This window comes from Oerskovia gallyi (genome assembly GCF_014836745.1).
GTDB lineage: Bacteria > Actinomycetota > Actinomycetes > Actinomycetales > Cellulomonadaceae > Oerskovia > Oerskovia paurometabola.
Genome location: NZ_JACSQE010000014.1, coordinates 1 through 24,096 on the forward strand (window position 1 = coordinate 1; position 24,096 = coordinate 24,096).

23 protein-coding genes, 1 tRNA gene and 1 pseudogene are annotated in these 24,096 nt (G+C 73.3%); 8 read left to right on the forward strand and 17 right to left on the reverse strand.

The genetic code is table 11. From position 1 onward, the window contains the following. Positions 1–72: 72 nt before the first annotated feature. Together def and H9640_RS15985 are read right to left on the reverse strand one after the other, a co-directional pair. Complete coding sequence (def, locus tag H9640_RS15980) at positions 73–756, reverse strand: peptide deformylase (protein WP_191791775.1); 684 nt, start codon at positions 754–756, stop codon at positions 73–75. Positions 757–817: 61 nt separating this feature from the next. Then, a complete protein-coding gene (locus tag H9640_RS15985) occupies positions 818–1,618 on the reverse strand; it encodes a HEAT repeat domain-containing protein (protein ID WP_191791776.1) in 801 nt (266 codons plus the stop codon). Between the two features lie 135 nt (positions 1,619–1,753). On the opposite strand from H9640_RS15985, the gene H9640_RS15990 reads away from it, so the two are divergent. Continuing rightward, a complete protein-coding gene (locus H9640_RS15990) occupies positions 1,754–2,464 on the forward strand; it encodes a hypothetical protein (protein ID WP_191791777.1) in 711 nt (236 codons plus the stop codon). A gap of 107 nt (positions 2,465–2,571) precedes the next feature. Here the strand turns inward: H9640_RS15990 and H9640_RS15995 are convergent. The 4 genes from H9640_RS15995 to H9640_RS16010 form a co-directional block, all read right to left on the reverse strand. Next, positions 2,572–2,644: transfer RNA gene (locus H9640_RS15995), tRNA-Thr, on the reverse strand. Between the two features lie 181 nt (positions 2,645–2,825). Next, a complete protein-coding gene (locus tag H9640_RS16000; protein ID WP_191791778.1) occupies positions 2,826–4,370 on the reverse strand; it encodes an alpha/beta hydrolase in 1,545 nt (514 codons plus the stop codon). A gap of 128 nt (positions 4,371–4,498) precedes the next feature. After that, positions 4,499–5,062 carry a hypothetical protein gene (locus tag H9640_RS16005; protein WP_191791779.1) on the reverse strand — a complete coding sequence of 188 codons (564 nt, stop codon included), beginning with the start codon at positions 5,060–5,062 and terminating at the stop codon, positions 4,499–4,501. A 106-nt stretch (positions 5,063–5,168) separates the two neighbouring features. After that, on the reverse strand, positions 5,169–6,107 hold the full coding sequence (locus tag H9640_RS16010) for a LysR family transcriptional regulator (RefSeq protein ID WP_225227350.1): 939 nt from the start codon (positions 6,105–6,107) through the stop codon (positions 5,169–5,171). A gap of 71 nt (positions 6,108–6,178) precedes the next feature. On the opposite strand from H9640_RS16010, the gene H9640_RS16015 reads away from it, so the two are divergent. Next, entirely contained in the window at positions 6,179–7,492 is a 1,314-nt protein-coding gene (locus tag H9640_RS16015) for an MFS transporter (protein WP_191791780.1), read from the forward strand. On the opposite strand, the gene H9640_RS16020 is transcribed toward H9640_RS16015, so the two are convergent. Both H9640_RS16020 and H9640_RS16025 read right to left on the reverse strand, forming a co-directional pair. After that, positions 7,422–7,982: a hypothetical protein gene (locus H9640_RS16020; protein ID WP_191791781.1), complete on the reverse strand. Its 561-nt coding sequence runs from the start codon at positions 7,980–7,982 to the stop codon at positions 7,422–7,424. The genes H9640_RS16015 and H9640_RS16020 overlap by 71 nt on opposite strands. Next, on the reverse strand, positions 7,979–8,623 hold the full coding sequence (locus H9640_RS16025; protein ID WP_191791782.1) for a LysE family translocator: 645 nt from the start codon (positions 8,621–8,623) through the stop codon (positions 7,979–7,981). Before H9640_RS16025 ends, H9640_RS16020 begins: the two co-directional genes overlap by 4 nt. 241 nt (positions 8,624–8,864) lie before the next feature. Here H9640_RS16025 and H9640_RS16030 point away from each other — a divergent pair, with 241 nt between their 5' ends. The 3 genes from H9640_RS16030 to H9640_RS16040 all read left to right on the forward strand — a co-directional run bounded on the left by H9640_RS16030 (position 8,865) and on the right by H9640_RS16040 (position 11,570). Next, the gene (locus tag H9640_RS16030; RefSeq protein ID WP_191791783.1) at positions 8,865–9,752 is read left to right on the forward strand and encodes an alpha/beta fold hydrolase; all 888 of its coding nucleotides are present in this window, start codon (positions 8,865–8,867) and stop codon (positions 9,750–9,752) included. A 62-nt stretch (positions 9,753–9,814) separates the two neighbouring features. Continuing rightward, entirely contained in the window at positions 9,815–10,186 is a 372-nt protein-coding gene (locus H9640_RS16035) for a YybH family protein (RefSeq protein WP_191791784.1), read from the forward strand. A gap of 76 nt (positions 10,187–10,262) precedes the next feature. After that, on the forward strand, positions 10,263–11,570 hold the full coding sequence (locus tag H9640_RS16040; protein ID WP_191791785.1) for a low temperature requirement protein A: 1,308 nt from the start codon (positions 10,263–10,265) through the stop codon (positions 11,568–11,570). On the opposite strand, the gene H9640_RS16045 is transcribed toward H9640_RS16040, so the two are convergent. The 7 genes and pseudogenes from H9640_RS16045 to tmk all read right to left on the reverse strand — a co-directional run. Beyond that, positions 11,567–12,256 carry a PAS and ANTAR domain-containing protein gene (locus H9640_RS16045; protein ID WP_191791786.1) on the reverse strand — a complete coding sequence of 230 codons (690 nt, stop codon included), beginning with the start codon at positions 12,254–12,256 and terminating at the stop codon, positions 11,567–11,569. The genes H9640_RS16040 and H9640_RS16045 overlap by 4 nt on opposite strands. A gap of 196 nt (positions 12,257–12,452) precedes the next feature. Continuing rightward, complete coding sequence (locus tag H9640_RS16050) at positions 12,453–17,039, reverse strand: metallophosphoesterase (protein ID WP_191791787.1); 4,587 nt, start codon at positions 17,037–17,039, stop codon at positions 12,453–12,455. 169 nt (positions 17,040–17,208) lie between these two features. After that, a complete protein-coding gene (locus tag H9640_RS16055; RefSeq protein WP_191791788.1) occupies positions 17,209–17,883 on the reverse strand; it encodes a histidine phosphatase family protein in 675 nt (224 codons plus the stop codon). 130 nt (positions 17,884–18,013) lie between these two features. Beyond that, positions 18,014–18,628, reverse strand: coding sequence for a hypothetical protein (locus H9640_RS16060; RefSeq protein WP_191791789.1), 615 nt, complete (start codon positions 18,626–18,628; stop codon positions 18,014–18,016). Between the two features lie 78 nt (positions 18,629–18,706). Further along, on the reverse strand, positions 18,707–18,847 hold the full coding sequence (locus H9640_RS16065) for a hypothetical protein (protein WP_191791790.1): 141 nt from the start codon (positions 18,845–18,847) through the stop codon (positions 18,707–18,709). Next, positions 18,844–19,980, reverse strand: coding sequence for a DNA polymerase III subunit delta' (locus H9640_RS16070; RefSeq protein ID WP_191791791.1), 1,137 nt, complete (start codon positions 19,978–19,980; stop codon positions 18,844–18,846). Before H9640_RS16070 ends, H9640_RS16065 begins: the two co-directional genes overlap by 4 nt. Positions 19,981–20,141: 161 nt before the next feature. Beyond that, positions 20,142–20,762: pseudogene (gene tmk / locus H9640_RS16075) on the reverse strand (dTMP kinase); the annotation flags it as partial. A gap of 85 nt (positions 20,763–20,847) precedes the next feature. Between tmk and H9640_RS16080 the strand changes: the two are divergent. Beyond that, positions 20,848–21,579 carry an HAD-IA family hydrolase gene (locus H9640_RS16080; RefSeq protein WP_191791793.1) on the forward strand — a complete coding sequence of 244 codons (732 nt, stop codon included), beginning with the start codon at positions 20,848–20,850 and terminating at the stop codon, positions 21,577–21,579. Between the two features lie 7 nt (positions 21,580–21,586). On the opposite strand, the gene H9640_RS16085 is transcribed toward H9640_RS16080, so the two are convergent. Continuing rightward, positions 21,587–22,684: an FUSC family protein gene (locus H9640_RS16085; RefSeq protein ID WP_191791794.1), complete on the reverse strand. Its 1,098-nt coding sequence runs from the start codon at positions 22,682–22,684 to the stop codon at positions 21,587–21,589. Positions 22,685–22,750: 66 nt separating this feature from the next. Here H9640_RS16085 and H9640_RS16090 point away from each other — a divergent pair, with 66 nt between their 5' ends. Beyond that, complete coding sequence (locus H9640_RS16090; RefSeq protein ID WP_318243806.1) at positions 22,751–23,218, forward strand: GNAT family N-acetyltransferase; 468 nt, start codon at positions 22,751–22,753, stop codon at positions 23,216–23,218. A 1-nt stretch (position 23,219) separates the two neighbouring features. On the opposite strand, the gene H9640_RS16095 is transcribed toward H9640_RS16090, so the two are convergent. Then, positions 23,220–23,705, reverse strand: coding sequence for a MarR family winged helix-turn-helix transcriptional regulator (locus tag H9640_RS16095; RefSeq protein WP_191791795.1), 486 nt, complete (start codon positions 23,703–23,705; stop codon positions 23,220–23,222). An 88-nt stretch (positions 23,706–23,793) separates the two neighbouring features. On the opposite strand from H9640_RS16095, the gene H9640_RS16100 reads away from it, so the two are divergent. Next, positions 23,794–24,018: a hypothetical protein gene (locus H9640_RS16100; RefSeq protein ID WP_191791796.1), complete on the forward strand. Its 225-nt coding sequence runs from the start codon at positions 23,794–23,796 to the stop codon at positions 24,016–24,018. Positions 24,019–24,096 lie beyond the last annotated feature (78 nt).

A 24,096-nucleotide genomic window follows, 5' to 3' on the forward strand; every position in this document is an offset into this window, starting at 1 on the left:
GTTGCTGGGTCGCGTCCCCAGCAACCCGTCTCGGGCCGAACCACCCCTCTCACCCGGGGCGCGTCGGAGCGCCTAGCGCAGCGGCTCCGCCGGGTACTCGGCCGGGGTCTTGCCCAGTGCCTCGGACAGCTCGAGCCGCTCCTCCAGGACCCCGGGCCGCTCCCGGTGCATCTCGGCGATCACGGCCTCCTGCGCGGCGGGCGTCAGGTGGTCGAAGTAGAGCGTCCCGTCGAGGTGCTGCGCCTCGTGCTGGAGCGCACGGCCCAGGAAGTGCGAGCCCTGGAGCTCGACGGGCTTGCCGTGCTGGTCGAACCCGCGCACGATCGCCTTCACGGGGCGGGCGAGCGGCGAGTACGCGCCCGGGATCGAGAGGCACCCCTCGTCGCTCTCCTCGATCTCGTCCTCCGGCCCGTCGAACACCTCGAGCACGGGGTTGACGACGTGCCCGACGTGACGGTCTTCGTTCTCGTCCTCGACGTCGTACACGAAGACCCGCAGGTCCACACCGACCTGCGGCGCCGCCAGACCCACACCCTCCGCGACGAACATCGTCGTGAACAGGTCGTCGACGAGCTGCGCGAGCTCAGGCGTGCCGAACTCTGTGACCTCGCGGCAGGGTGTGTGCAGGACGGACTCACCGATCTCGGTGATGCGCAGGATGTTGCCCCGCTCGACCTCGGGGGCGATCTCCGGGAAGGACTTGACCGGCTGGCCCAGGACGTAGGTGGCGGGGCGACGACGGCCGAAGGTGAACATGGGACAAGCGTAGGTGGTGCTTCCGGCGGACCCGGCCGCCGCCGACCGCCGCGCGATGACGTCAGTCCTCGCCCGCCGACCACGCTGCGGCCGCTTCACGAACCTCGTCGTCAGGATCGCTCGCGAGCCGTTCGACCAGTGGACGTGCGCCTGGCGTCGACCAGCCTGCGACCGTCCAGACGAGCGCAGCCCTCACCTGCGGGTCAGGATGCTCCGCGAGGTGTGCGAGCCGCTCGACGGGGCCTCGGCGGCGTCCTCCGAAGCCGTCCAGGACATCGAGGATCGCCGTGACGTCGGAGGAGTCGACCGACTCCAACCGTGCTAGGAGGACCGGCACTCCCGGCCCCGGACCGTCGACCGGGTCGGGGCGACGTTCGAGCAGACGCGCGGCCCCGAACGTCCCCGGCACTCGGCATCCCCGGCAGGTGCACGGTGCGGTGCCGTGCGCATCGGGGACGTGCCGCCACCCCACGGGCCTGCGGAGCTCTCGGACGTGTCGGACCTCAGCGACCGAGATCGCCCGGGGTAGGAAGACCTCCCAGCCGCGAGGGTCGATCAGTTCCCCGATGCGGGCCACGGCGTCGGCCGCGGTCGATGCGGTCGCGACCCCGTCGAACCGGCCGATGGTCACCGGCTCGACGTCCGGAAGGCACACCTGGACCGCGACCACCCGTCTCCGTCCGTGGGTCCGCACCAGCTCGCGCGCCCACTGGTGGGTGGCGACATGGTCCCGCTGGACCGGGAAGAGATAGACACCTCGCCGCTCGTCACCCGGGATGCGTCCGACGCTACGGGCTGCGACGCCCGAGCGACTGATCCTGTCCCCGTTCGCGGCCGGGGTCAGATGGACGAAGGTGGCCATGCGAGGCATGCTAGCGGGCCTCCCGGACGTCACCCGACCGCGGCCCCGGAAGCGCGACCATGACGATCACATAACGTTCCTGGGACGCCCGTGCGGTCACCAGCGGGGAGGTCGCCCTCACGAGAGGATGCGGCCATGAGAACTACCGCGCGCACCCTGCCCCTCGTCGTCCTGTCCGTCGTGGCCCTGACCCTCGGGGGGTGCGCGACGTCGGACACCGCGGGTGGTTCTCCCTCCCCCAGCGCATCGTCACCCGCCGCGCCCTCTCCGAGCGTGTCGACGCCCGCACCGACCCCGTCGTCACCGCCGGAGGAGGCCGTCGACCCCCACCCGCCGTTCGACGAGCTGGTCATCAGTACTGCCGGGCTCGGACCACTGACGATCGACGTCCCCCCGGAGACCAACCCGGGCGCCGCCATGATCGAGTGGGTGCCGAACGCCTGCGAGGAGTGGGACCCCCAGACCCCAGGACGATGGGTCTCCACGTACGCCTTGCCTGACGGGTCGCAACCTCTGGGGGTCTTCGTCGGCGACATGGGCGTCGGCTGGATCGACGTCCTCCAGGCCGGTCCGCACACGGCGGAGGGCGTCGGGATCGGCACCGACCTCGCGACGCTGCAGGCCACCTATCCGAACCTGGTCGCGGGCACCCCGGGGGCGGTGTCGAACGTCTGGTGGCTCAAGGACGACAAGGGCATCCTGGCCTTCGAGACCCAGGGCGACGAGCACGGGCTCCAGCCTGCTGGCACCGCCGAGAAGGTCGTCCTCATGCGCGTGCTGACCTCGACGGGCGATCCTGACTTCACCGCGGCGAACACCGACCAGGTTGCGGGCGGCTGCTTCTGAGAGGGCCCGCACGAGGACCCGCCGGGTCCCCAGGGACCCGGCGGCGCGACCTCCGATGCGCAACGCGAAAGGCCCGGAACCGTTGAGGTTCCGGGCCTTCGTGACTGAGCCGCCTATCAGAATCGAACTGATGACCTTCTCATTACGAGTGAGACGCTCTACCGACTGAGCTAAGGCGGCGCGTACCGGACGTCACGCCTAGCGGCGCTCCGTTTCAGCAAGCGTCGCAACTGTACCCAACGCGGGGGCGTGAGGACAAACTGGCTCCCGCGACGCCGTCGGGCAGCCTGCGTGGCCGCCCGCGGCGCCGCCCCGAGCGGGCGCCGCACCGGCCCGGCCCGGCCTAGGATCCGGAGCTCCCTCAGCAGACCTTCCCGTCCTCCGGGACCTTCCCGTCCACCAGGTACGCGTCGACGGCGTCGGCGACGCACGCGTTGGACCGGCCGTAGGCCGTGTGCCCCTCGCCCTCCCAGGTGAGCAGCGTGGCGGAGTCGAGGGTCTTGGCGAGACCCTCGGCCCAGACGTACGGGGTCGCGGGGTCGTTGGTGGTGCCGATGACGACGATGGGCGCGGCGCCCTTGGCGTGGAGGTCGAACTCCTGGTCCACGACGGGGTAGGCCCAGTCGACGCACGACAGGCCGCCGTAGGTGAAGAACGAGCCCATGGTCGGGGCCGCCTCCTCGATCTGGGCGGCCTGCTCGGCCATGAACTCGGGGTCGGGGTTGCCGCGGGCGTCGAGGCAGTTGACGGCGCGGAACGCCTCGGCCGAGTTGTCGTTGAACGTGCCGTCGGCGTTGCGGCCGTTGTACAGGTCGGCGAAGCCGAGCAGCATGGTGCCGTCGCCGTCGTTGAGCGCGGCGTCCAGCCCGGCGGTCAGGGCGTACCAGCTCTCGTTGTTGTAGAGCGGCAGCGCGATGCCGTAGAACGCGAGCGTCGACGTCAGGCGGCGGTCGCTCGTGGTCCGCATGGGTCGCTCGGCGACCTGGTCGAGGAACGCCTTGACCTGCGCCATGCCGTCGTCGACCGAGCCGGTGAGCGGGCAGTCCTTGCCGCCTTGGCAGTCCTCGACGTAGGCGCGCAGGGCGTTCTCGAAGCCGACGGCCTGCTGCGCCGAGATCTCGTCGGAGGTGAGCGTGGTGTCGATCGCGCCGTCGAGGACCATGCGCCCGACCTTCTCCGGGTACAGCCCCGCGTACGTCGCGCCGAGCTGGGTGCCGTAGGAGAAGCCGAGGTAGTTGAGCGCCGAGTCGCCGAGGACGGCGCGCAGCATGTCCATGTCGCGCGCGGCGCTCTGGGTGTCGACGTTGCCGAGCAGGTCGCCCGTGTTCTGGGCGCACGCGTCGGCCCAGGCCTTGAGGTCTGCCGTCATCTCGGCGCGGCCCTCGTCGCTGTCGGGGTAGGCGCGGGACAGCGACGTGTCCTTGGCCGCGTCGTCGAGGCACACGACGGGGGTCGACGCCCCGACGCCGCGCGGGTCGAACCCGATGACGTCGTAGGCCTCCTTCACGGGCTCGCCGATGCTGCCCGCCGCGCTGGTGATGTACTCGATGCCCGACCCGCCCGGCCCGCCGGGGTTGGTCAGCAGAGAGCCGATCTTCTCGCCCGAGGCGGGCAGTCGCTTGAGCGCGAGCTCGATCTTGCCCTGCGCGGGGTCGTCCCAGCTCAGGGGCGCGATCGCGGTCGCGCACTCGAACCCGCCGCCGCAGTCGTCCCACGCGAGGCTCTGCCCGTAGAACTCGGCGAGCTCGGCCGGCACGTCCTCGCCGGTCCCCGCGGACCCCGTCGACGACGCCCCCGTCTCGGCGGGGCTCTGCACCTTGGGCGAGGGGGCGCACGCCCCGAGCAGCAGGGCGAGGGCGAGCGTCGCGGCGGACAGCGCTGTGGTGCGGCGATGGGGCGTCTTCACCCGGCAACGGTAACGGGTCGGGCTGGGCCGGGACCTCGAACGACGCCCCGGACCCAGCCCTTTCACGCGAACTTCACGGGCGAGCGGGCGGCGGGCCGCCTCGGCCTCGCGCGGGGCCTGTCAGCGGGTCAGGACTGGGCGACCCACGCGGCCTCGCCGACCTGCCCCGCGGCCGCGCGCGGCGCCAGCACGACCGTCCCTGCCTCGTCGAGGCGCACGGTCACGTCGGCGGACTCGTCGACGCCCTCGGGGGCCTTGACGACGGTGGTCCAGGGGCGCAGGTCCATGGTGCAGGGCTTGGTCTCGTCGACCTTCTGGAAGGTCACGACGACGTCGCTCCCGTCCAGGGTCGCGTCGCCCTCGGCGATGCTCGGGCACGTGCTCGACCCGAAGGTCACGACGTACAGGTAGCCGTCCTCCGCGGTCCAGGCCGCGCCCGTCCCGCCGGTCGTGGGCGCGTCGATCCCCGTGGGCAGGTCGACGCCGTTCACGCCGGCCTCTATCGGCAGGTCGGCGGCGTCGAGCGGCGCCTCGGGCGACTCGTCGGACGGCGTGGTCTCGTCCGCGGTGCTGCCCTCGGCGCTGGGGGTGCCCGAGGCGTTCCCGCCCGAGTCGGTGTCCGTGCCGCACGCGGTGAGCGCCAGGAGCGCGACGAGCGAGACGGCGGGGGCGAGTCGGCGCAGGGAAGTCATGGGCGGGGTCTCCTTCGGGCTTCGGCATGGGCGCCGCGGTGGCGTGCACCCCTCACTCTCATCATGTCGTGGCGACCGCGGTTCTTGCGTGACGACACGGCGCCGCTCAGCGGAGGGGCGCGCCGCCGTCGGGCATGCTGCCGGCCACGATCCTCGCGCGGAGCATCTCGACGAAGGCCGCGAGCGTGGGCGAGGTGTTGTCGGGAGACCAGGCCGCGCCGATGTCGCGCGAGGGCACGGGCTCGTCGAGGCGGATCTCGACGACGTCGTGCACGGGGTGGCGGGCCGGGGGCAGGACGCTCACACCGAGGCCCGCGGCGACGAGACCGCGCACGGTGTGCAGGTCCTCGCCCTCGAAGCCGATGGTCGGGCGCACGCCCGCGGCGGCGCACAGCGCGTCGACCGTGCCCCGCAGCCCGAACCCGTGCTTGAGCGTGATGAAGGTCGACCGAGCGGCCTCGCGCAGCGTGGCGGCGGGACGCGACGCGAGCTCGTGACCTGCGGGGACGATGAGGACCAGGGGCTCCCGGAACAGCGTGAGGATCTCGCGGCCTGCGGGGACCGGGACGAGACGCGACACGAGCGCGATGTCGGCCTCGCCCGCGGCGAGCGCGTCGAGGCACGAGCGCCGCGCGCCCTGCGTCATGGTGAACCGGACCGCGGGGTGGTCGGCGAGGAACTCCTTGATGAGGGCCGGGACGACGGACTCGCCGAGCGAGGTCTGGAACGCGACCGACAGCGTGCCGCGCGCCAGCGCCTCTCTCGAGCGCACCGCGTCCACTCCCGCGCCGAGCGCCGCGAGCGCCTGGCGGGCGTGCGGCAGGAGGGCGCGGCCCGCGTCGGTGAGCCGGATGCCTCGGCCGTGCCGCTCGACCACGGGCACGCCCAGCACCTCGCCCACGCGGGCGACCGCGCGGCTCACGGTCGGCTGCGGGGCGCGCAGCATCGCGGCCGCGAGCGTCACCTGCTCGACCTCGGCGACCGCGACGAACGCGGGCAGGAGAGGCAGCAGGCGGCGGGTCTCTTCGTCCAGGGCAGCATCCATGCTCGGATCGTATATCTGGCTGCTGATACATGCATTGGACGCAATGGTCCGGGCTTCCTAGCGTCGACCCCATGCCCACAGCCCCCGCACCGGTCACCTCGCGTGCGCTCGTCGTCCCGGCGCACACCCCGTGGACAGGGCACCGACGCAGCTCCCAGGGCTACCGCAGGACGGTCGTCGCGCTCGTGTGCGCGGGGCTCGCGACGTTCGCCCAGCTCTACTCGCCGCAGGGCATCCTGCCCATGATCTCCGCCGACCTCCGGATCGCCGCCCCCACGGCCTCGCTCACGGTCTCGGCCGCGACGCTGGGCCTCGCGCTCGCGGTCCTGCCCTGGTCCGTCGTCGCCGACCGCATCGGCCGCGTCCGCGCCATCCGGGTCGCCCTGATCACCGCGACCACCATCGGCCTGCTGGCGCCGTTCGCGCCCACGATCGAGCTGCTCGTCGTCGGCCGCTTCCTCGAGGGCGCCGCGCTCGGCGGCGTGCCCGCGCTCGCTATCACCCTGCTGCACGAGGAGATCCACTCCGCGCACACCGCGGTCGTCGCGGGGATGTTCGTGGGCGGGGTGTCGATCGGCGGGCTCGCGGGCCGCGTCCTCGCCGCGGGCGTCGCCGAGCTCGCGGGCTGGCGCGTGGGCCTGGCCACGGTGTCGGGGCTGTGCGTGCTCACGACCGTCGCGTTCGTCGCCCTCGCGCCGCGGGCGCGAGGCTTCGTGCCGGACCGCGAGGGACTGAGGCACGTCGGCTCGCTCGTCCTGACGAACCTGCGCGACCGCGGTCTGCTCGTCCTGTACGCCAACGGAGCCCTCGTCATCGGCGGGTTCGTGACGATCTACAACTACCTCGGGTTCCGCCTCGAAGCACCGCCCTACCTGCTCCCTCCGGCGGTCACGTCGCTCGTGTTCTTCGCCTACCTGGGCGGGACCGTGTCCTCCCGCCTCGCGGGCAGCCTCACCGCCCGGTGGGGACGCCGACGCGTCCTGGCCGTCGCGGGCGCCACGATGAGCGCGGGGGCACTCCTGACGCTCGCCCCCCAGATCCCTCTGATCCTGCTGGGGCTCGTGGTCCTGACCGCCTCCTTCTTCGGTGCGCACGCGGTCGCGTCGGGGTGGGTCGGGCACCGGGCGGTCGTCGGACGCTCCCAGGCGACCTCGCTGTACAACGCGTCCTACTACGCCGCATCGAGCCTGCTCGGCTGGCTCGGCGGCGTGGCCTGGGTGCACGCGGGCTGGCCCGGGGTCGCGATCTTCGTCGCCGCGGTGACTCTCACCGCGCCGCTGCTGACGCTGGGGTCGCGCTCGCTGCGCACTCCCGTCAGCGGGACGACGCGACGAGCCGCCCGTCCTCGCCCTCGACCGACACCCGCCGGGGCAACGAGCTCTTAGGCGTCGTGAGACGCCCCGTCGACCCGTCGAGGCGCCACACCGCCTGAGCGCCCACGACCGAGTACTGCCGCCCGTCCGCCCCGACCCCCGACGGGTGGAGGAACACCAGGTAGCGCTCGCCCTCCTCGGGCGTCGGCGCAGCGTTGACGTAGTGGCCGGAGTCCTGGCGGAGCGCGACGAGGTCGTCCGCCACGAGCGGTCCACCGTCCGACGTGACGACCCGGACCTCGGTCACGGCGAAGGGCGCGGTGCTGATGTGCTCGGTCCACGTCCGGCCAGTCGGCTCGACGACCGCGACGTCCGTGGCCTCGACCGCCAGGTCGTCGACCGAGGAGTAGTCCCGGATCAGGTCGAGCTCCTCTCCCCCGTGGGCGACGAGCGCGGCGTCGGAGGACGTCCACCACACGACCGCTCCCAGCACCAGGACTGCGAGGACCCCGAGCCGGACCCACGACCCTCGGTCGACCTCGCCCAGGTCCGCGGTCCTCACGCGGTCGCCGGGGACGGGGCATCGATCGCCAGCTTGACCCCGACAGCGCCCAGGAGCGTCCCGGTCGCGCGACGCTGCCAGCGCATCCACGTCGGCCGCGCGCGCAGGAACACCGCGATGCTGCCCGCCGCGAGCACGATCGCGGCGTTGACGACCATGCTGACCCCGATCTGCACGCCGCCCAGCACGAACCCCTGCGCCATGACGTCACCGGCCCCGGGGTCGATGAACTGCGGGATGAGCGCGAGGTACATGATCGCGGCCTTGGGGTTGAGCAGGTTGGTCAGCAACCCCATGCGGAAGAGCCTCCCGCGGGAGTCCCGGGGCAGGTCCTGCGCCTCGAACGGACCGCGGCCCCCGGGGCGCAGCGTCCGCCACGCGAGGTACAGCAGGTAGCAGGCGCCCGCGACCTTCAGCGCGACGTACAGCCACGGCACGACCACGAAGACCGCCGCGAGCCCTACGTTCGCCATCGTCATGTAGACGAGGAACCCCGCTGCCGTCCCCGCGAGCGAGACCATGCCCGCCTGCCACCCCTGGCTGATGCTGCGCGAGACCAGGTAGACCATGTTGGGTCCAGGGGTCAGGACCATGCCCAGGGCGACCGCCGTCATGCCCAGGACCGCTGCCGTGCCGACCATGCGTGGCCTCCTTCTCGTCTCCTGCATTGTGCCCGCGCCGACCCGTGGCGACCACCCCTCTCGCGACAGTGCCCGAGCGCGCCCGAACGCCTCGCCCGCTCACCGTGCACGACCACCACCCGCGAGGCAGGGTGGGAGGAGACGGTGCGATGAGTTCCGGCGACGCGGCAGGTCTTGGTCCCATACCGCTGAGACGGTCGGCGCCCATGCCGTCCCGCTCACCCGACCGAGAGGCACGACAGTGACCGACATCGAGACCCGCACCCTCGAAGCCCCGGGGGCGACCATCACCTACGACGTCCGCGGGAACCTCGCCGACGCCACGCCAGAGGCCCCGGTCCTCCTGATCGCCGGCTCCCCCATGGGGGCCGACGGGTTCGTGACGCTGGCCTCGCACTTCACGGACCGGCCGGTCGTGACGTACGACCCGCGCGGAGTGTCCCGGAGCACCCGCACCGACCCGTCCGCACCCGTCACTCCCGACCATCACGCCGACGACCTGCACCTCGTGATCGAGGCCCTGGGCGCCGGACCGGTCGACGTCCTGGCGAGCAGCGGCGGGGCGGTCAACGCCCTCGCGCTCGTCACCCGGCACCCCGAGCAGGTGCGGACCCTCGTGGCGCACGAGCCGCCGTCGGGTCCCGCGCTGCCCGACCGCGACGCCGCGCTCGCCGCGGTGCAGGCCGTCTCGCGGTCCTACCAGGACAAGGGGTTCGGCGCGGGCATGGCGCACTTCATCGCCCTCACGAGCTGGGAAGGCCCGTTCCCCACCGACTTCGCGGACCAGCCCGCGCCCGACCCGGGCGCGTTCGGGTTCCCCTCCGAGGACGACGGGTCGCGCGACGACGCGCTGCTGGGGCAGAACCTCATCAGCTGCACCCACTACGAGCACGACTACGACGCCCTCTCCCGCGTCTCGACGCGGGTGGTCCTGGCGGCCGGGGAGGAGTCGGGCGAGCAGATGGCCGCCCGCGCCGCCCGGGGGGTCGCGAAGAACATCGGCACCGAGGCCGTCGCGTTCCCCAGCGGGCACGGCGGGTTCATGGGGGACGAGTACGGCATGCCCGGTGACCCCGACGGGTTCGCCGCCGCGCTCCGCAAGGTCCTCGAAGGGACGGACGTCCGCTGACGGGCAGGTCGGGCGCTCCGGGCCAGGAGGCGCCCGGCCGCCCGACCGACAGGAGGGATCACATGGACCGCGACGGTGTCATGGCGTGGGTCGACGCGTACGAGACGGCCTGGCGCGCGGAGGACCCGCGGGCCGTCGCGACCTTGTTCACCGAGGACGCCGCGTACGCTCGCTCGCCCTACGACGACCCGCTGCGCGGGCACGACGCGATCCGCGACTTCTGGCTCGCCGACGCCGGGGAGACCTTCACCATGACGGCCGAGCCCGTCGCGGTCGACGGGCTCGCGGCCGTCGTCCGGGTCGAGGTCCGCTACGGCGGGGCGACGCCGCAGGAGTACCGCGACCTGTGGATCCTCCGCTTCGCGGACGACGGCCGCGTGGAGGACTTCGCGGAGTGGGCGTACTGGCCCAGCAAGCCGTACACCGCGGGCTGAGACCCCGCCCGCGCCGACGCGCACGCGCCCGTCCTCGCCCGCGCCGAGGCACGTCCCGCGTGCGAGGATCGCGACCATGAGCGCCGCCCCGCCGCCCCCGGCCCCGACCGGCCCGCCGGGCTCGTGGGGCATGCGTACCGACGTCCTGCGCCACGGCCACGGCCACGACTCGGACAAGGTCGGCTACGTCGAGCTCTTCTTCGACCTCGTGTTCGTCTTCGCGGTCACCCAGCTCTCCCACTCGCTCATCGCGCACCCCGACGGCACGACCCTGGTCCAGACGCTCGTGCTGGGGGCCGCGGTCTGGTACCTGTGGATCGACACGACGTGGGTCACGAACTGGCTGGATCCCGAACGCACGCCCGTACGGACGCTGCTGATCGTGCTCATGCTGCTGGGGCTGCTCATGTCGAGCGCGATCCCCGAGGCGTTCGGCGACAAGGCGCTGCTGTTCGCGGGGACGTTCGTCGCGATCCAGGTGGGGCGCTCGGCGTGGACGGCGTTCGCGCTCCACCGGCACTGGCCGGAGAACGGCACGAACTTCGTGCGCATCACGGTGTGGCAGGTGTCCTCGGGCGTCCTGTGGATCGCGGGCGCCCTCGTCCCCGACGGCTCGTGGCGCATGCTCCTGTGGGTCGCGGCGGTGCTCGTCGACTACACGGGTCCGCGCGCGCTGTTCAGGGTCCCCGTGCTGGGGCCGACCGACCCCGCGACGTGGGTCGTGCGCGGCGGGCACATGGCCGAGCGCGTGGGGCTGTTCATCATCATCAGCCTGGGCGAGTCGATCATCGTCACCGGGACGGCGTTCGGGGAGCTCGAGCTGACGGGAACGGTGCTCCTCGCGTTCCTCGCCGCCTTCGCGTCGACGGTCCTCATGTGGCTGCTGTACTTCGACCGCTCCGAGCGGCGTGCGACGGCGTTCTTCGCGGGCTCGGACTCGCCCGGCATGATCGCGCAGACGGCGTACACGTACGTCCCGTACCTGCTCGTGGTCGGGATCGTGCTCACCGCCGTCGCGGACGAGATCGTGCTGCTGCACCCCCTGGGCCACGAGGACGCGGGGCACTCCGACCCGTGGACCGCCGGGCTGATCTGCGGCGCGGGCATGGTCTACCTCGTGGGGAACACGTTGTTCCGGCGCGCGACGGGCGGGTCGTGGTCGGTGCCGCACGTCGCAGGCGTCCTCGCGCTGGGCCTGCTCTACCTCTCGTACCCCGTGCTGTCGCCGCTCGCGATCAACTGGGTCTCGAACGGTGTGCTGCTCGCGGTCATCCTGGGGGACGTCGGCCTCTCGCGGCGCGCGTCCACCGACGAGGGGCGTTCGCCCACCGCCGGAGGGGGCACGCTCTCCGGCGGAGACAGCCCGACGGCGGAGCGCCCCTAGCCCACCTGGCTCGCCGGCGACGGTGGCCGGGGCGTCTCGAAGAAGTGGTCCAGGTCCTCCCGCGTGAGCGACGCCCCGTCGTGACCGCCCGCGAGGCTCCCGAGCAGGCGCGCCGCCAGCTCACGGACGGGTTCGTTGGTGACCGACGAGTGGTGCCGGAGCACCTCGAACGCCTCGTCGTCGTCGAGGCCGTAGACGACCATGAGTGCGCCCTTGGCCTGCTCGATCGTCGCCCTGCGGGCCGCGGACGCCGAGACCGCGCGGGTCGCGTGCGCCTGGGCGAAGGCCTCCTGCGAGTCGGTGAGGTCCATGAAGTAGCCCGCGACCTGCGTGACCTCACCGGTCTCCGGGTCGACGTCGCCCTGGCCGACCACCCCGAGGATCCGGGTCCTCCCGGTGGCGTCGACGATCCGGTACATGCAGCTGAACGGGTCGCCGGTGCGCGTGACGTCGGCGAGGACGCCGGCCACCCGGGTCACGTCGTCGGGGTGCTTGTGGGCGAGCATGAGCTGGGTGGTCGGGACCACCTCGTGGGGCGCGAAGCCGTGCATCTCGAACAGCTCGTCGGACCACCACCACCGGCCGGCGGGCACGTCGAGCGTGTACCGCGCGACGGGCTGCCGCCCTCCTGCCAGGAGGGCCGCCACGAGCCCTTGGTCCTTCTCGTCCTTCGTGTCCTGTGCCATCGCGTCGACGCTCCCCAGTGCACCCCTGCGGGCTGCCCTCCCCCAGAGTCCCATCTTTCCGATGGTAGGCACGCCGGGTCGGGGCGCAACAGGTCGCGGCCCCCGCGCTCGTGCGGGTCCCTACCCTGCCCCGACGGCCCGATGGCGCCGCTCGCCTGAGAAGGCGAGCGGCGCCGTCGGGCGTGGGCGTGGTGGGCTACTGCCCGCCGTCGCCCGACCCGCTCGCGGTGGCGCGGGCCGCGCGGCGGTTGCGCGCGACGAGCGCGCTGCCGCCCGCGACGAGCAGCAGCGCGAGCCCGACGAGGAGACCCGCCGGGGTGCCGGTCGTGGGCAGCCGGGAACCGAGGCCCTTGTCGGCGCCCCCGCCGGTGCCGGCTCCCGTGGCCGGGTCGGTCGTCGAGCCGCCGGCCCCCGCACCGCCCGTACCACCCGTCGAACCGCCGTCGCCGTCGCCGCCCGGGGTGACCTCGGCGAAGTTCACCAGGTACACCTCGGAGGAGTCGGTGCCGCCGTACGGGTCGGCGGTCACGACGTACCAGCCGTGCTCGCCCGCGCCGGGGCGCTGCCACGTCGCGGACAGCTCGGTGCCGCTCTCGACGTCGTCGAACTCGGCGATGGACCGCGTCATGAGCACCTCGGCCGTGAAGCCGTCCGACGTGAGGGTCTTGGTCCGCGGCTCGATGCCGAGCGCCGCGTACGGGATCACGAAGTCCTGGTGCTCGGGCGCGAGCGACGGGTCGTCGGACCCGTACCGGTCGAGGTACGGCGAGTACGTCCGGGCGTGGATCGTCCGCCCCTGGTTGTCGAACTGGAGCAGGCGCAGGAACGACTGGCCGCCCTCGGGGAGACCCTGGTAGTCGAAGAGGATCTGGTGGACCGAGCGGTCGGTCACGCCGTCACCGTCGTCGTCGAACGCGTCGACGCGCGTGAACGCGTCGTGGTAGTGGCCGGAGAAGACCATCTTGACGTTCGGGTTGGTCGCCACGACCTCGTCGTAGATGCGCTGCGGCACGGGTCCCAGGCCACCGGTCGTGAGCATGTACTCGTGCAGGTTGATGATCGCCTCGCGCTCGGGGTAGCGCGCGAGGACCTCGTTCATCCACGCGATCTCGTCGTCGCCTGGTCCCCAGCCCATGTAGAGCATGAGGAAGTCGATGCCGCCCGCGGTGACCAGGTCGTAGTGCCCGCGGTTGTCCTGGTACGAGCCGCCGTACCAGGGGTTGGCCGCGTAGCGGGCCTCGCCGAAGAGCTGCGAGTACGGCCCGTAGTCGATCTCCTTGTGGCCCACGTCGTGGTTGCCCGCGAGCACCCCGTAGGGCAGGCCGGCGTCGTCGAGCATCGAGTACGCCGCGTCCGCGTTGGCCCACTGGTGGGGCTGGGTGTGGTTGTCCACGATGTCGCCCGTGTGGAACACGTACTGGAGGTTGGTCGCCTCGCGCTGGTCCAGGAAGTAGTCGTGGATGTCGAGCTGCCGGTCGTAGTAGGAGTCGTTGTAGTACTGGGTGTCGGACTCCCAGCCGAGCGTGAAGTCGTACGACGATCGCGGCGTGTCCTCGGGGTGGTTCGGGGTCACGGGCGTCTGGCGCGTCGAGAGGTCCTCGCCCGCGAAGCCCTCGGAGTGCTGCACGAGCACCGTGAGGACGCCGTCGCGCGCGTGGTCCTTCGCGGGGACGGTCGCGGCGAGGGTGAATGCCTCGGGCCCGGTCGCCCCGGTCGCCCCGGCCGCGGTGACGTGCCGGTCGACCTCGTCCCAGTCGCCCGTCGCCGTGTTGAGCACGTACAGGAGCACCTTGGCGTCGGCGTTGGCAGACCCGTCCCACGTGAGGCGGGTCGCGTAGTCCTCGCCCGCGTCCTCGGGGATCGTGACCTGGTAGGTCCGGTAGGGGAACTCCGCGTCCGAGGACGTGGTCGCGCCGTCTGCTCGTGCCGGGTCGCCGACGCGCACGCCCGGACCGGGACGGGCGAGCGCGGTGTCGGCAGCGACGCGCGTCGTGCCCGACGACGTCACGACCGCCGCGTCCTCGTCGTCGAGCCGGTAGCCCTCGCGGAACGAGACGTCGAGACGGTCGCCGCTCGGGTCGGTGACCTTGGCGCGCAGCTCGACCTCGTCGCCCTCGACCGTCGTGCCGCCCGCGGGCGAGACGGCCTCGGAGCCGGGGTTCTCGACGGGGGTCGTGAAGGTCACGGTCCGCTCGCTCCGGTTCCCGACGGCGTCGCGCGCCGTCAGCGCGAAGGTGTGCTCGCCGTCGGGCAGGACGAGCGAGGACGTCGCGTACGGGAGGGTGACGGCCTGGCCGTCGAGCGTCGCGGTGAGCGACGCGAGCCCCGAGCCCGCGTCCGTCGCGGACGCGTCGAGCGTGAACTCGCCGCGGTAGTCCGTGCCGTCCACGGCGTCGGTCGTGATGACCGGGCTCGTGTTGTCGACGACCACGGTGGCCCGTGCGGAGTCGGTACCGTCCGTCGCGGCGACCGTGTGCTCGCCGTCGGCCGCGGCCGTGGTGTCCCAGGAGTGCGACACCGCGGTGAAGGCGTCGTCCGGGAGCGTGAAGCGGGCGTCGAAGAAGTCGAGCTTGCCCGCGCTGTCACCCATCTGGAGGACCCTGGTCGGGTCGTCGTACCCGGCGGGCCGCAGCGTACGGCCGTCGGGCAGGACCAGGCGAAGGTTCTTGATCTGGAAGTCGTCGTTGTTCTCGTGGGGGTCGATCTCCGGGGCGGCCTTGGTGCCTGCGTAGACGCTCACGACGAGCTCGTCGCCCTGGCGCACCATGCGCAGCGGCACGTCGGTCGCGATCGTCTCGTAGCCCTCGTAGATGCCGTCGTCGAAGATGTTCAGCACCTCGCCGCCCGACAGCACGCCGTTGCGGAAGAAGGTGTTGACGCCACCGGCCTCGAACGCGAAGACGGGCTCGTCCTCGAGCGCGGGGGCGACGGGGGTGGCTCTCGTGCCGTCGATCGTGAGCGACAGCGGGCTCGGGTACGTGTCGCCCGCGGCCGCGACAGGCGTCATGCCCGTGACGAACTCGCCCTCGGCCACGCTCAGGCGCACGGGCGCCGTGTCGACGCCCGTGATCTCGATCCGGCGCGGGGCCGTCCGGGTCTCGTGCGTGCCGTCCGAGGCGACGAGCACGTACTCGTACCAGCGCTTGCCCGTGAGGTCGGCCGGGTGGATCGCGTGCCGGAAGGCGGTCCGGGCACCGGAGCCGTCGGCGGCGAGGCCCGCCGCCAGGTCGATCCGCTGGTAGTCGGCGTCGACGTCGCTGCGTAGCAGCAGGCGCACCGAGCGCACCTGGACGTCGTCGGTCACGGTCGCCTCGATCGCGAGCTCGTCGGCCGGGTCGACCTGCGCCGGGGTCGCGTCCTCGACCGTCGGCGCGGCCGTGTCGGCCGGGACCTCGACGGGCGCGGCGGGCTTCTGCGCGGCGGAGACCGCGCCGGGCGTCGCGGCGCTCACGCCGGTCTTGCGCTGGACCATGGCGTCGGCCGCGTCGGCCGCGTACTGGATGCCCTGGTCCGCGACCGGGTCCTTGGCGCCGCCCAGGTTGTAGTAGGCGCGGTTGAGCGCGAAGCCCGTGCGGGTCGTGATCTCCAGCCCGCGGGGCGAGGCGTTGGCCATGCCGCCCGAGTGGATCTCCAGGAGATCGGTCCCGGCCACGAGGTGCGTACCGAACTTCGCGTTGAAGTCGGCCCCGGTCAGGTGGTCGTTCTGGCCGTTCTTGACCCACAGCACGAGCGTCCCGCCCGCGGGCACGACGACGTCGCCCGGCACGGCCGGCCACTCCACGACCTGGCTGTTGGTCAGGTCGTCGAGCGGGTAGAGGTAGTTCAGCGTGTAGTCGTCGAAGTCCACGGGGGTGTTCGACGCGTTGTACAGCTCGACGAACTCGTAGCCGTCGCCGGTCCCCACGTTCGAGGAGTCGGGCAGCAGCTCCGTCACCTGGAGGTGCGCGCCGTTCCCCGGCGCGGGCTCGGTCGTGGGCGGGTCGGTCGGTGTCTCGCTCGGGCCGGGCGTGGGCTCGGTCGGCTCGGTCGGCTGGTCCGTCGGCTCGGGGCTGGGCTCCGGGTCGGGAGTGACGGGCGGGACGAGCGCCTCGGGCGCGACGACTCCCGGTGACGGGACGCCCTTCGCCTCGAGCAGCACCGCGGACGCCGCACCCGTGGCCGGCACCTGGAAGTGCGCCGTGCGCCCGGCCGCGACGGACCCGGCCGGGTAGAACGACCAGGCGGGGGACGCGCCGTCGGGCCCGAGGACGCGGATGCCGCGGTCCCCGCCGTTGGCCATGCCCGCCTGGCCGCTCACGCGCACGAGCTGGTAGTCGCTCGCGGTCGCGCCCGCGGCGGCGTAGTGGTCGCGGAAGTCCTGCTCGGTGCGGACCGAGGTGTCGACGTTGCCCGACGTGTAGTCGAGCCACAGGACCACGGCCTGCCCGGCCGGCACGACCGTGCCCGCCGGGATGCTCAGCGGCACGTCGCGCGAACGGTCGTCCGAGTCGGCGTACGTGTACGCGAGCCCGATGCCCGCGGCCGTCAGGTCCACCGGCGCGTCCGAGCGGTTGAAGAGCTCGACGTACTCGAAGTCGTCGACGCCGGTGTTGTCCGGGGCGAGCTCGGAGACGAAGAGGGGGAACGGTGTGCTCTCGGCGGCCTGGTGCAGAGCCGTCGGTGCCGCGGATGCCGCGGGCGCTGTCGGTGCGCCGGCCGTCGCGACGGCCGCGGTGCCGACGGCCGTGGTGAGGCCGATCGACACCACGGCGACGCAGCCGGTGAGTCGTCTGGTCAGGGACATGCGGGTTCCTCCGGTCTTTCCCGGTCGTGGGGGGTTCCGCTGGACCGTAGGAAACCGGTGTGAACCGGAGGTGGCCCGACATGTCGGGTACCTGAACGTCGGATGACCTGGGCACCCGTTCCGGGGCAGGAGTGACGTACGCCTCACCGGGCGAGGCGCCCGGCGGACCTCAGGCGGACAGGGGCGCCGCCGCCGGCGCAGGCCGCGCAGCGACCGCCCCGTGCCCGGCGGCGTCGATCCCCACGGCGACCACTCGCGCGACGCCGTCCGTGACCTCGACCGTCGAGACCGAGGCGTTGGGCAGTGCGACGAGCCCGGCCGGGTCGATCGTCGCGAGCATCGCGCCGAGCGTCAGCCCGTGGCCCACGACGAGCACGTGCTCGTCACGGTCCGCGCCCGGGCCGGCCGCGTCGTCGTGCGCCGCGACGATCCGACCGAGGACCGCTCGCACGCGCGCCATGAACTCCGCACCGGGCTCTCCCCCGCCGATACCCGGATGGGTGCCGGCGAGCACCGCGGGCACGAGGGTGCTCCACGGGACGACCGCGTCGAGCTCGCGCTCGGGTCGTCGCTCGAAGGCCCCGAAGGACAGCTCGCGCAGGTCCTCGTCGACCGTGAGCGTGAGCTCGGGGTGGTGGCGCAGGATCTCGATCGCCGTGAGGACGGCGCGCCCCTGGGGCGAGGAGTAGGCGGCGGCGAACTCGTGGCGCGAGAGGTGCTGCGCCGTGACGCGCACCCCCGCTCGGCCCGTCCGGGTGAGCGGCGAGTCGCACGCGCCCTGCAGGTGGCGGCGGGCGTTGAGGACGGTCTGGCCGTGGCGGACGAGCGTCAGTGTGAGGGTCATCGTCGAAGTGCCCTTTCCGGTGGTCCGGTGCGTTGTCGCTCGCGACGCTAGCCCCGGCGTCCGGCGCCACGGTGTCCCCGGCGGGGCGCTCGCACGACGATCGGGTGAACGTCGCGCGGCTCCCGGAGGGTCAGTCGCGTCCCCGACGCGACGCCTTTCGCAGGGCCGGGACGACGAACGTCACGCCGATCCCCGCGACGATCCACCCCCAGCCGAGGTCCGGGTAGGCCGGGGCGAGGAGGTCCGAGAGCCCGGCGTCGGCGAGGCGCACGAGCGTCCCCTGCTCCTGGGCGAGCGCGGGCACGACGCCCACCGCGACGAGCGCGATGCCGAGCCACCGGGCCGTCGCCGTACCGTCCAGGACCGCGCGCGCACCTCGCGGGCCCCGCCGGGCGAGCAGGTAGGTGAGGAACAGTGCCACACCGACCAGCGCGAACAACGCGATCAGGTCGATCTTGTCCAGGGGGCGGTGGAGGTAGACGTCGGTCATCGGCAGGGCCTGGCCCAGGACGGCGGTCACCCCGACCTGGTCGGTCCCGACCTCCGCGGCGCCGGTGACCCTGGCCGCGTCGACCACGCGCACGTCGACGAGCCCGAGCGGCCGGGTGAAGCCGTTGACGAGGTGGATCAGCGCGAGGCCCCCGGCGATCACCGCGCCCGTCAGGGCGAGCGCACCAGCCTTGCTCTCGTCGCGGGCGCGGGCCTCACGCCGGGCGGACGTCCTGGGGGGAGCACTGTCGGCCATGGTCTCGCTCTCGTCGCTGGGCGGGTCGCCACATCCTCCCGGAGGGCCGGGGCTGCGTCCAGCCCCGGCTGATGCGCCTCAGTGCGTCGCGGGGGCGGGCCAGGACGCGCAGACCAGCCCCGCAGGCACACCGTCCGTCGAGTACGGCGCGCCGACGAGCAGCGAGAGCGCCAGCGTCCGCAGCCCCTCTGCCGGTGCCGGACCGGCGGGCCCGCTCATCCCTGCGGGCGCAGCGCGATCGCCATGGCCTCGAGCGCGAGCAGCGGCGCCACGTTGCCGCCGAGCCGCTCGCGCGCCACGCCGATCGCGTCCATGCGACGCACGGTCTGCTCGGGCGTCGAGTCCTCCGCGAGCGCCTGCACGGTCTCCGCGAGCTCGGCGTTGACGAGGTCGACCTGCGCGCCGAGCTGGACCACGAGCACGTCGCGATAGAGCGAGAGCAGGTCCAGCATCGAGCGGTCCAGGACGTCGCGCTGGTGACGGGTCGCGCGACGCTTCTGGTCCTTCTCGAGGTCGGTGAGCTGGGACCGGAGCCGGGGCGGCATGGTGCCGCCCGCCTCGACGCCCAGGGCGCGCAGGAGCTCGGCCTTCTCGATCGCGTCGCGCTCCTCGGTCGCGGCCTTGGCCTCGGCCTGCGCGACCTCGACGAGCTCGCCCGCGGCGACCACGGCGTCCCCCACGCCACGGATCCGGCGCGCGAGGGACAGCACCGACGACCTGCGCTCGCGCGCCTTGCCGTCCCGGGCCAGGCGCCGGGCGAGGCCGATGTGGCTCTGGGCGGCACGCGCCGCGGCCTCGGCGACGACCGGGTCGACGCCGTCCCGTGCGACGAGCAGCCGTGCGACGGCCTCGACCGGCGGGACCCGCAGGGCGACCCCGCGACAGCGGGACCGAATCGTCACCAGGACGTCCTGCGGGCTGGGCGCGCACAGGATCCAGACCGTGCGGGGCGGCGGCTCCTCGATGGCCTTGAGCAGGACGTTCGTGGTCCGCTCGGCCATGCGGTCGGCGTCCTCGACGATGATGACGCGCCAGCGCCCCTGCGACGGGCGGCGGCTCGCGACGCCGACGAGGTCACGGACCTCGTCGATCGTGATCGTCACCTTCTCCGTCGCGACGATCTTCACGTCGGCGTGCGTGCCCGCGAGCGTGGTCGTGCACGCCTGGCACACCCCGCACCCGCCCTGCTCGCACTGCAGCGCGGCCGCGAACGCCCGGGCCGCGTTGGACCGGCCCGAGCCGGGCGGGCCGGTCAGGAGCCAGCCGTGCGTCATGGCCGCCGGGTCGGTCGCCGAGGCCGAGAGCATCTCGACCGCGTGCTCCTGCCCGACGACGTCGTCCCAGACCGTCACGGCGCGGCCGTCTCGGCGGCGGGACCGGGCGCCGGGTGCGTCACGGGGCGCGTGACCGGCAGGTCCGCGAGGTCCGGGGCGTAGCCGATCGCGGAGTCGGAGTCGTCGAACCCGTCGTCGGGCAGCGCCTCGACCGTGTCCTCGGCCTCCTCGACCACGGGCGTGAGCTCGAGCCGGGCCGCGAGGTCGACCCGGATCTGGGCCTGGATGTCGTCGATCGACGCGGTCGCGTCGATCACGACCCACCGCTCGGGGTCCGCCGCGGCGCGCGAGAGGAACGCCTCGCGGGTGCGGCGGTGGAAGTCGATCCCCGCGCTCTCCAGACGGTCGGGCTTCCCCTGGAGCCTCTCGGCCGCGACCGCGGGGTCGAGGTCCAGCAGGACTGTCACGTGCGGCATGAGCCCCTGCACGGCCCACAGCGAGATGAGCTCGACCTCGTCGACGCCCAGCTCACGGCCACCCGACTGGTAGGCGACCGACGAGTCGAGGTAGCGGTCCGTGACGACCACGGCGCCGCGCTCGAGCGCGGGCCGGACCAGGTGCGCGACGTGGTGCGCGCGGTCCGCCGCGTAGATGAGGGCCTCGGTGCGGGCGTCCATGTCCCGGCCGTGCAGCACGGCCTGTCGCAGCTCGACGCCCAGCTCGGTGCCGCCGGGCTCACGCGTCAGCACGACCTCGCGGCCGGTCAGCTCGCCCAGCCACTCCCCCAGGAGTCGGGACTGGGTGGACTTGCCGACGGCGTCGCCGCCCTCGAACGAGATGAAGTAACCGGGTGTGCTCACGCGCCCACGATAGTCGGGCCACCCGACAAGGGAAGGTCGCACGGCACGGGACGGGCCGCACGACACGGCCGGTAGCCTCGGTGGCATGTCCGTCCTCCCCGTACCCGGTCCTGGCCTCCCCGACTCCCCCGCGCTCCCGAGCCCCGGCGTCGCGTTCGCGGGGCGCACGTTCGACGCGATCCTGTTCGACATGGACGGCACCCTGATCGACTCGGTGCCCGCGGTCGACCGGAACTGGCGCCGTTGGGCGCACGAGTACGGCCTGCCGGACGCGGACACGTTCCAGATCGAGCACGGCACCCCGGCGAGGACGTTCATCGCGCGCCTCCTGCCCGCCGACCTGGTCGAGGAGGCGTACCACCGCATCCACGACCTCGAGCTCCACGACACCGAGGGCGTGCGCATCCTCCCGGGCACGGTCGACGCGTTCGCGTCGCTGCCCGCGACGCGCCAGGCCATCGTCACGTCGTGCACGCGCCCGCTCGCGGCGGCGCGCATCGGGGCGTCAGGCCTGGTGCCACCCGCGGTCGTGGTCACGGCCGACGACGTCACGCACGGCAAGCCCGACCCGGACCCGTTCCTGCTGGGCGCCGAGCGGCTCGGCGTCGACCCGTCGCGCTGCCTCGTGGTCGAGGACGCGCCCGCCGGGGTCGCCGCGGGCCGGGCCGCGGGGTGCGCGGTGCTCGTGGTCGAGGGCACGCACACGCTCGCCCAGCTCGCGCAGGCCGCCGTGGCTCCCGACGCCGGGGCGAGCGGTCTCGACACGGTGCGCTTCGCCGTCGGGCAGGACGGGTCGATCAGCGTGACCGACGCCTGACGGGGACCTACTCCCCGCCCAGCGCCGCGACCCCGCGCCGGATCGCGAGCACGGTCGCCCCCGCGACGAAGTAGTCCTCGTCCGAGCCGCTGCGCACGTCGCGCACGGCGCGTCGCAACCGCTCGGTCGTGTCCCGGACGCGGTCGAGCGCCTCGGGTTCCGCGAGCGCCCCGACCGTGGACCGCACGGCGTCCGCGTACGCACGCAGGGCATCGCGCACGAGGGGTCGCAGGGACTCGCCGAACGCGAGGTCGTCGAGGTCCTGCCTCTCCCACCCGGTGACGAGGCGCGTCAGGTCCCCGACGGCCGACGACGTGACGCCCAGCGCTGCTGCCTGGGAGCCCTGCGCCCGGGTCGCCTCGGCGTACCGGCGGGCCCGGCGGTTGATGCGTGCCGCCTCGCGCGCCTGCTCGGCCGACCGCTGCGACCGGTCGACCACCGGACCGAGGAGCAGACGCCGGTCGTCCCACTCCTCGGGAGAGGGCGCGACGTCGCTGTCGAGCCCGTCGGCGAGGTGGTCGAGCTGGTCCGCGAGCGCGCTCCTGAGGCGGTCGAGCTCGACGTCGGACGCCGCGAGCGGCAGCGGCGGGAAGAGCAGGTTGATCCCGATCCCGACCAGCGACCCGACCAGGACGAGCCCGATGTACGCCCCCATGTACCCGACCTTGTCCGCGTTCCCGATGATCAGGACGAACAGCGCCGAGGTCACGGCCCACGACCCCATGTCTCCCAGGAGCCCCCACCCCGCGACAAGGATCGCGACGGCGACGACGAGCGCGATCGACAGGGCGCTGGGCGCGAGCACCAGGTCCGCACCACGGGCCACGAGCGCCCCGACGACGATCGCACCGACCGCCTGGAAGGACTCCCGGACGGACCGGGCCACGGTGCTCGTGGTCGCGACGACGGCACCGAGCGGCGCGTAGTACGGGTAGTCGGAGAAGGGCTGCGGCAGGACGATCCCGACGACCCACGCGACGGCGGCGGCCACGGCGCCGCGCAGTGCCATCGCCCACCGGGGGTGCAGGTGCCACTGCCGGAGCGCGCCGGCGGCCAGGCCGCGCGCTCGGGCCGTTCGTGGGTGGGAGACGCTGGGAGAACTCATCGCGCCACCCTAGGCACGCCTGGGACGCGCCCGCAGAGGCGGGCTCCGGGTGGGTACGGTGTCGCCGTGACGACGACCTGGCGGGTGCGCCCCGTCCTCCTCGACGACGAGCTCGAGTGGCTCGACCTGTACGCGGGCTACCGCGCGTTCTACGAGCTGCCCGCGGACGCGGCGCGGGACGCCCTGGTCTGGTCCTGGCTGCACGACGGCGCCTCGGGGGTCCGCGGCCTGGTCGCCACGGACGGGACGCGCCTGGGCGGCTTCGCGGTGCTGCGGACGTTCGAGCGCCCGCTCGACGGCTCGCACGGGTGCTGGCTCGACGACCTGTTCGTCGCGGAGGCGGCGCGTGGTGCCGGGGTCGGGCGCCTGCTGCTCGGGGCCGTCGGGGTGCATGCCGGGGACCTCGGGGCGAGCGTCGTGCGCTGGATCACGGACCCGGCGAACGCGACGGCGCGGCGGCTCTACGACTCGGTCGCGACCGCGACCCCGTGGGTCACGTACGACATGTCGCCGGGGACGGTCCCGGGGGCCTGAGCTAGATGACGCCCGCGCGCAGCGCGGCGGACACGACCTTGGAGGCCGCGGCGTGGACCTCCACGAGCTCGTCGAGCGTCAGCCCCGTCGCGGCGGTGATCGCGGGCGGCACCTTCTCGGCCCGCGCGCGGAGCTCGCGCCCGGCCGGGGTCAGCGTGACGTCGACGACGCGACCGTCGTGCTCGTTGCGCGAGCGCATGAGGTACCCCGTGGTCTCGAGCCGCCGCACGAGCGGGGAGAGCGTGCCGGGGTCCAGGTGGAGCCGCTCGGCGAGGGACGTGGCCGTGGTGCGCTCGCCGGCCGCGGCGTCCTGCCACAGCGCGAGCATCACGAGGTACTGCGGGTGGGTCAGGCGCAGGGGTTCGAGCAGCGGCTTGTACATGGCGACCATCGCGCGGGCGCCGGCCGACAGCGCGAAGCAGACCTGGGACTCGAGCGCGAGCGGGTCGGTGCCGGGCAGCGGGGCGCTCTCGAGCGAGGTGGTCATGTCGTCATGGTAGCCAGTTCTCCCCTATGCTTGGTACACCAATCATTGGTGCACCATCGACTTGCACCGTTCGCGAGAGGAGAGGCGCATGGCCGACAAGCAGCGACGACGCCCCCTGGGCCTGCGCATGACCGAGACCTTCCTGCCGATCTTCGGCCCCGCGCAGGTCGGGAAGCAGGGCTCGCCCGGGCGCGGCGTCTCCGCGGCCGAGGCCGAGCGCGACCGCGAGCTCAAGACGCGCTTCGAGTACGTGACGGGCCCCGACGGCCGCAGCTACGTCGTCGAGCACACGGACGAGCCGACCGCGAGCTAGCCCCGCACCCTCCCCCGCCACCCCGCGGTGTCGAGAACGGGGTTGAGGTCGTTCTCACGGGCAGAACGACCTCAACCC

Excerpts from the sequence above, each read along its gene's own strand:
- def (WP_191791775.1), bottom strand. The coding sequence starts at position 756 with ATGTTCACCTTCGGCCGTCGTCGCCCCGCCACCTACGTCCTGGGCCAG.
- H9640_RS15985 (WP_191791776.1), bottom strand. The coding sequence starts at position 1,618 with ATGGCCACCTTCGTCCATCTGACCCCGGCCGCGAACGGGGACAGGATC.
- H9640_RS15990 (WP_191791777.1), top strand. The coding sequence starts at position 1,754 with ATGAGAACTACCGCGCGCACCCTGCCCCTCGTCGTCCTGTCCGTCGTG.
- H9640_RS16005 (WP_191791779.1), bottom strand. The coding sequence starts at position 5,062 with ATGACTTCCCTGCGCCGACTCGCCCCCGCCGTCTCGCTCGTCGCGCTC.
- H9640_RS16010 (WP_225227350.1), bottom strand. The coding sequence starts at position 6,107 with ATGGATGCTGCCCTGGACGAAGAGACCCGCCGCCTGCTGCCTCTCCTG.
- H9640_RS16015 (WP_191791780.1), top strand. The coding sequence starts at position 6,179 with ATGCCCACAGCCCCCGCACCGGTCACCTCGCGTGCGCTCGTCGTCCCG.
- H9640_RS16025 (WP_191791782.1), bottom strand. The coding sequence starts at position 8,623 with ATGGTCGGCACGGCAGCGGTCCTGGGCATGACGGCGGTCGCCCTGGGC.
- H9640_RS16035 (WP_191791784.1), top strand. The coding sequence starts at position 9,815 with ATGGACCGCGACGGTGTCATGGCGTGGGTCGACGCGTACGAGACGGCC.
- H9640_RS16040 (WP_191791785.1), top strand. The coding sequence starts at position 10,263 with ATGAGCGCCGCCCCGCCGCCCCCGGCCCCGACCGGCCCGCCGGGCTCG.
- H9640_RS16045 (WP_191791786.1), bottom strand. The coding sequence starts at position 12,256 with ATGGCACAGGACACGAAGGACGAGAAGGACCAAGGGCTCGTGGCGGCC.
- H9640_RS16050 (WP_191791787.1), bottom strand. The coding sequence starts at position 17,039 with ATGTCCCTGACCAGACGACTCACCGGCTGCGTCGCCGTGGTGTCGATC.
- H9640_RS16055 (WP_191791788.1), bottom strand. The coding sequence starts at position 17,883 with ATGACCCTCACACTGACGCTCGTCCGCCACGGCCAGACCGTCCTCAAC.
- H9640_RS16060 (WP_191791789.1), bottom strand. The coding sequence starts at position 18,628 with ATGGCCGACAGTGCTCCCCCCAGGACGTCCGCCCGGCGTGAGGCCCGC.
- H9640_RS16065 (WP_191791790.1), bottom strand. The coding sequence starts at position 18,847 with ATGAGCGGGCCCGCCGGTCCGGCACCGGCAGAGGGGCTGCGGACGCTG.
- H9640_RS16080 (WP_191791793.1), top strand. The coding sequence starts at position 20,848 with ATGTCCGTCCTCCCCGTACCCGGTCCTGGCCTCCCCGACTCCCCCGCG.
- H9640_RS16085 (WP_191791794.1), bottom strand. The coding sequence starts at position 22,684 with ATGAGTTCTCCCAGCGTCTCCCACCCACGAACGGCCCGAGCGCGCGGC.
- H9640_RS16095 (WP_191791795.1), bottom strand. The coding sequence starts at position 23,705 with ATGACCACCTCGCTCGAGAGCGCCCCGCTGCCCGGCACCGACCCGCTC.
- H9640_RS16100 (WP_191791796.1), top strand. The coding sequence starts at position 23,794 with ATGGCCGACAAGCAGCGACGACGCCCCCTGGGCCTGCGCATGACCGAG.